Below are 6403 nucleotides of genomic sequence, written 5' to 3' on the forward strand. Positions count from 1 at the left end.
GCAACACCGGCCACAACAACATCGGCTTCGGCAACACCGGCAACGGCAACCAGGGGATCGGACTGACCGGTAACGGGCTGTCCGGGTTCGGCGGCCTGAACTCGGGCACTGGCAACGTCGGTCTGTTCAACTCGGGGACCGGCAATGTGGGGATCGGCAACTCCGGCACCAACAACTTCGGCATCGGCAACTCCGGCAACAGTTACAACACCGGCATCGGAAACTCCGGCGACGCCAACACCGGCTTCTTCAACACCGGTTTCGCCAACACCGGCTGGGGCAACAGCGGCAACTACAACACCGGCCTGTTCAACCCGGGCAACAGCAACACCGGCGGCTTCAACGTGGGCCGATACAACACCGGCTTCTTCAACGAAGGCAACCTCAACACCGGTCTGTTCAACCCCGGCAACGTCAACACCGGTGCGTTCAATACCGGCAACTACAGCAACGGCTTCCTGTGGCGGGGCGACAACCAAGGCCAGTTCTTCACCGGCGGACCGGGCTTCTTCAACTCCACGACCATCCCGTCGTCCGGCTTCTTCAACAGCGGTGTGGGCGCCGCGTCCGGCTTCTTCAACTCAGGCGCGAACAACTCCGGCATCTTCAACACCTCCCAGGGCGCCGTCGGCGCCTCCGGGCTGGCCAATACCGGAGCTTTCATGTCGGGTTACATCAACACCGGCAATACCGTGTCGGGCCTGCTGAACACCAGCATGGTCGCCATCACTACCCCCGCGTTCATCTCGGGCGTGTTCAACAGCGGCAGCAACATGTCCGGATTTTTCGGCGGCCCCACGCTGTTCAACATTGGACTGGCGAATAAGGGTCATGCGAACTTTTTCGCCAACGCGAATGTCGGCGACGGAAACATCTTCGCCAGCGGCAACATCGGCTATCGAAACATCTTCGCCAGCGGGAATATCGGCGATTTGAATATCTTCGGCAGTGGCAACATCGGCAGCAACAATGTCGGGTCCGGCAATATCGGCAGTCAGAACTTCGGAAACGCAAATATCGGCTTGATCAACTTCGGCTCCGGAAACTTCGGCAATTATAACTTCGGCCTCGGCAATCTGGGCAATTACAATATCGGGTTCGGTAACGCCGGCAATTACAATCAAGGCTTTGCCAACACCGGCAGCAACAACGTCGGGTTCGGCAACACCGGCAGCAACAGCATCGGGATCGGGCTCACCGGCGACAACCAGTACGGCATCGGAGCTTTGAACTCCGGCGTCGGCAACCTCGGCCTGTTCAACTCCGGCGCCAACAACGTCGGATTGTTCAACTCGGGCAGCGGGAATGTCGGGTTCGGGAACTCCGGCACCGGCAACACCGGTCTGTTCAACGCCGGCACCGGAAACTGGGGCTGGGAAAACCCTGGTACCGGAAACACCGGCTTCGCCAACGCCGGCTCTTACAGCACCGGGCTCGGCAATGCCGGAGACTTCAACTCGGGTTTCTTGAACTCAGGCAGCTACAACACCGGATCCTTGAACGCCGGTACCACCAATACCGGTGATTTCAATGTCGGCAGCACCAACTCGGGCAGCTTCAACCCCGGTGACACCAATACCGGGTTCTTCAACACCGGAAACGTCAACACGGGCCTGCTCAACAGTGGCAATTTCAACAACGGCCTCTCCCAGAGCGGGAACAATGCCGGTCAAATCGCCGTAAATCTGTCGTACACCACCCCATACGTTCCGGTGGACATGCAGATGGTCATTCCGGTGAATATGGTGATGCCGCTGGGCGGCATGGTTATACCGGTGACGGTGGCCGGGACAATTTTCCCGCAAACCTGGTATCTACCGGTGCCGGTAGTCGCGCCGCAGGGCCTGTTCTACTTCGGCCCGGTCATTCTCGGCGGGTCCACCATCACCGCTCCGCTGGTGACGCTCACCATCGGCGGACCGACGGTCAACATACCGATCAGCATCAAGGGCGCGCTGGAAAGCCGCACGATCACCTTCCTCGACATCCCGGCCGCCTCGGGCATCGGCAACACCACGACCAATCCATCGTCGGGTTTCTTCCACGGCGGCGCCGGCGGCTCGTCGGGCATCGGGAATCTCGGCGGCAGCATGTCGGGCATCTGGAACAGCGGCGTGACCGCGCTTGGCGTCTCGGGCATCCAGAACTATGGATCGCTCGCGTCGGGCTGGGCGAACCTGGGCAACAGTGTCTCCGGCTTCTACAACACCAGCCTGGTGGGCCTGGCAAACCCCGGCAACATCTCGGGCCTGTTCAACGCCGGCTGGGACATGAGTGGGGTGTTCGATACACCGACGGGGCCGATCTTCAACATCGGTCTGAACAACCTGGGAGCCAACAACTTCGGCGGCGGCAACGTCGGCAGCCTCAACATCGGCAGCGGCAACTGGGGCAACTCCAACTTCGGCTTCGGCAACATCGGTGGCCTGAACTTCGGCAGCGGCAACATCGGCGACGGAAACTTCGGTTTCGGCAACGCCGGTACCGCACTGACCGACGGCAATTACAACTTCGGCTTCGGCAACCTCGGCAGCCGCAACTTCGGCTTCGGCAACACCGGTGACTTCAACATCGGCTTCGGCAACACCGGCAACAACAACATCGGCATCGGGCTCACCGGTGACAATCAGCAGGGTTTCGGAGGTCTGAACTCGGGCCTGGGCAACATCGGCTTCGGCAACTCCGGCACCAACAATGTGGGCATCGGCAACACCGGCAACGGTAACTTCGGCATCGGTAACTCCGGGGAATTCAACACCGGCATCGGCAACGCCGGCAGCATCAACACCGGTCTGTTCAACACCGGCGTGGTCAACACCGGCATCGCCAACATCGGCAACCACAACACCGGCCTTTTCAACTTCGGGAATACCAACACCGGTGTCGCCAACCGGGGCGACTTCAACACCGGCTGGTACAACAGCGGCGACTACAACACCGGCCTGGCCAACTCCGGCGACATCAACACCGGCGCTTTTGCCACGGGCGACCAGAACAACGGCTACCTGTGGCGCGGCGATCGGCAGGGGCTGTTCGGCGCCCACTACGCAATCCACGTACCCGAGATCCCGGCACACTTCGACGTCGAAGCACCCATCAACGTCCCCATCACGGCCGGCTTCACCAATACCCTGTTCAGCGGAATCACCCTGTCGGACGTCAACTTCGGCTTGGGCGTCACCCTGGGACCACTGCCCATCGCGACGGGCAAGATCAACTCGCTGACCATCCCACCGGTCACGATCACCGGCCCGGCCATCAACTTCCAGATCGGCAAAGCCGACGGAACGACCAAGATCTTCATCCCGGCCACGGCCAGCATCGGTCCCGTCGACTGGACTCTGGTCAACATCCCCGCGTACCCGGGCTTCTTCAACACCACCCCGAACGCGTCGGGCTTCTTCAACACCGCCGTCGGCGGCACCGTATCGGGCATCGGCAACATAGGCGCCAACATCTCGGGCTGGCAGAACTACGGCACCGTGGCGGTATCCGGATTCAAGAACTACGGCACGTTGGTGTCGGGCATCTCCAATCTGGGTGACACCATCTCGGGTCTCTTCAACACCGGCCTGGCCGAACCGGCCAACCTGTCGGGCATCTCGAATGTGGGCGCCAACTTCGCCGGGGCATTCTTCAGCCAGGTACCGCCCCCCGGTATGTCCACCTTCAACCTCGGCCTGGCCAACGTCGGCCAGAACAACGTCGGCTTCGGCAACGTCGGCAACAACAACATCGGCTTCGGCAACGTCGGCGACAACAACATCGGTTTCGGCAACCACGGCCTGTCCAACTTCGGCCTGGGCAACCTCGGCGACGGCAACATCGGCCTGGGCAACCTGGGCAACCTCAACAGCGGCTGGAGCAACCTGGGCAACTCCAACTCGGGCTTCGGCAACTCCGGCAACGTCAACCAGGGCTTCGGCAACGCCGGTAGCAGCAACAACGGGCTGGCCAACACCGGCGACAACAACCTGGGCATCGGGCTCACCGGCAACGGCCAGCAAGGTTTCGGCGGCTGGAATTCGGGCACCGGCAACACCGGGCTGTTCAATTCCGGCACCAACAACACCGGGTTGTTCAACTCGGGCAGCGGCAACGTCGGCATCGGCAACTCCGGTACCGGCAACTGGGGCATCGGCAACAGCGGCCAGATCAACACCGGCTTCTTCAACGCCGGCGACGTCAACACCGGCTTCTTCAACCCCGGCAACGTCAACACCGGCGTGGGCAACGTCGGCACCGGCAACTCCGGCAGCTTCAACGCCGGGAACTTCAACACCTTCGGCTTCAATCCCGGCAACTACAACACCGGCCTTGCCAACACCGGCGACTACAACACCGGCTTCGCGAACGCTGGCAACGTCAACACCGGCGCCTTCAACATGGGCAACTACAACAACGGCATCCTGTGGCGGGGCGACTACCAGGGTTTGTGGGGCTACAGCAGTTCGAGCACCATCCCGGACAACGCGATCCCGCTGAATTTCCGGGTGCCGGTCTACCTCGACATCCCGATCACCGGCACCCTGGGCATCCTCACGGTCCAGGGCTTCACCATCCCGGCGCTGACCGTGGACGCGACGTTCTTCGAATTCCTCAGCGCCCGCTTGATCGACGTCAGCCCCATCCCCATTCCGAACATCCGGATCGGCCTGCCGGCGATCACGGTCAACATCGGCAAGTCCCCAGACCCCATCATCGACGTCCAGGGCAGCGGCGGCCTGCTGCCTATCACGATCCCGTGGGTCGAGATCCCGGTGCGTCCGGGCTTCATGAACTGGACGTCGGTTCCCTCCTCGGGTTTCTTCAACACCGGCGACGGCATCGCCTCGGGTTTCGGGAACTTCGGCGCCAACGTCTCCGGCTTCTTCAACTCGACGGCCGGCACCTCAGGCATCTCGGGCTACAAGAACTTCGGCGACCTGCTGTCCGGCGTATCCAACTTCGGCAACACCATCTCGGGCGCGCTCAACACCGGCCTGACCAGCCCGGCCAACGTCTCGGGCTTCGAAAACATCGGACACGACATCGCCGGCTTCTTCAACAACAACCCGATCACCAACATCGGACCAGCGAACCTGGGCCTGGGCAACGTCGGCGGCGGCAACGTAGGCAACAACAACTTCGGCTTCGGCAACCTGGGCGACGGCAACTTCGGCCTGGGCAACTTCGGCGACAACAACGTCTTCAGCGGCAACCTGGGCAACGGCAACATCGGTTTCGGCAACCTCGGCGACGGCAACTTCGGCCTGGGCAACCTGGGTATCGGCAACCGGGGCTTGGGCAACAGCGGCAGCTTCAACATCGGCTTCGGCAACACCGGCAACAACAACGTCGGCATCGGGCTCACCGGTGACGGGCAGCAGGGGTTCGGGGGCTGGAACTCCGGTAGCGGCAACGTCGGCTTGTTCAACTCGGGCACCAACAACACCGGCTTCTTCAACTCCGGCAGCGGCAATGTCGGCATCGGTAACTCCGGTATCGGTAACAACGGCCTGGGCAACGCCGGCATCGGCAACTTCGGCTGGTGGAACCCGGGCAGCGGCAGCACCGGTATCGCCAATGTCGGTGACTACAACACCGGCTTGTTCAACACCGGCACCACCAACACCGGCATCGCCAACCCGGGTGACTACAACACCGGCCTGTTTAACACCGGCGCCTTGAACACCGGCACCTACAACGCGGGTGACTACAACACCGGCGGCTTGAACTCCGGTGATTTCAACACCGGGTACGGCAACACCGGCAACGTCAACACCGGTCTGTTCAACTTCGGCAACTACAGCAACGGCATCCTGTGGCGCGGCGACTACCAGGGCCTGGTGGGCGCACACCTGGAGTTCAGCATCCCGGAATTCCCGGTGCTGAACCTCGACATCAATATCCCGATCCACCTGCCCATCAACATCGACCTGGGAACCTTGCTGGTCAACGGCTTCACCTTCCCCCGGCTCACCATCAACGCGATTGCCGTCACCAACTTCAACATCGGGCCCATCCAGATCCCGAGCATCAGCGGCATCCTGCCCAAGATCGACATCAACATCGGCAACCCCGACGGTTCCACCGTCATACCCATCCAGATCCGAAGCCACCTGGGCCCGATCAATGTTGTGTTCCTGGATATTCCGGCCCGACCTGGTTTCGGGAACACCTCGGCCGGTCCGTCGTCGGGGTTTTTCAATTCCGGTGCCGGGACGGTGTCGGGGTTTGGGAATATGGGTGCGTCGGTGTCGGGGTGGTGGAACGGCAGCAGTACCGAGGTGTCGGGGTTCCAGAATTTCGGCACGTGGTCCTCGGGGTTTGCCAACCTGGGCCATACGGTCTCGGGGGTGTTCAACACCAGCACGGCGGGGATGGCCACGCCGGGGGCGGTGTCGGGGTTGATGAACATCGG

General features: G+C 61.8%; 1 pseudogene. It reads left to right on the top strand.

The annotated features are described in order from the left end of the window. Positions 1-6403, top strand: a pseudogene (locus AC5Y7D_RS30580) (PPE family protein); the annotation flags it as partial.

Source organism: Mycobacterium sp. NGS49, assembly GCF_059812565.1.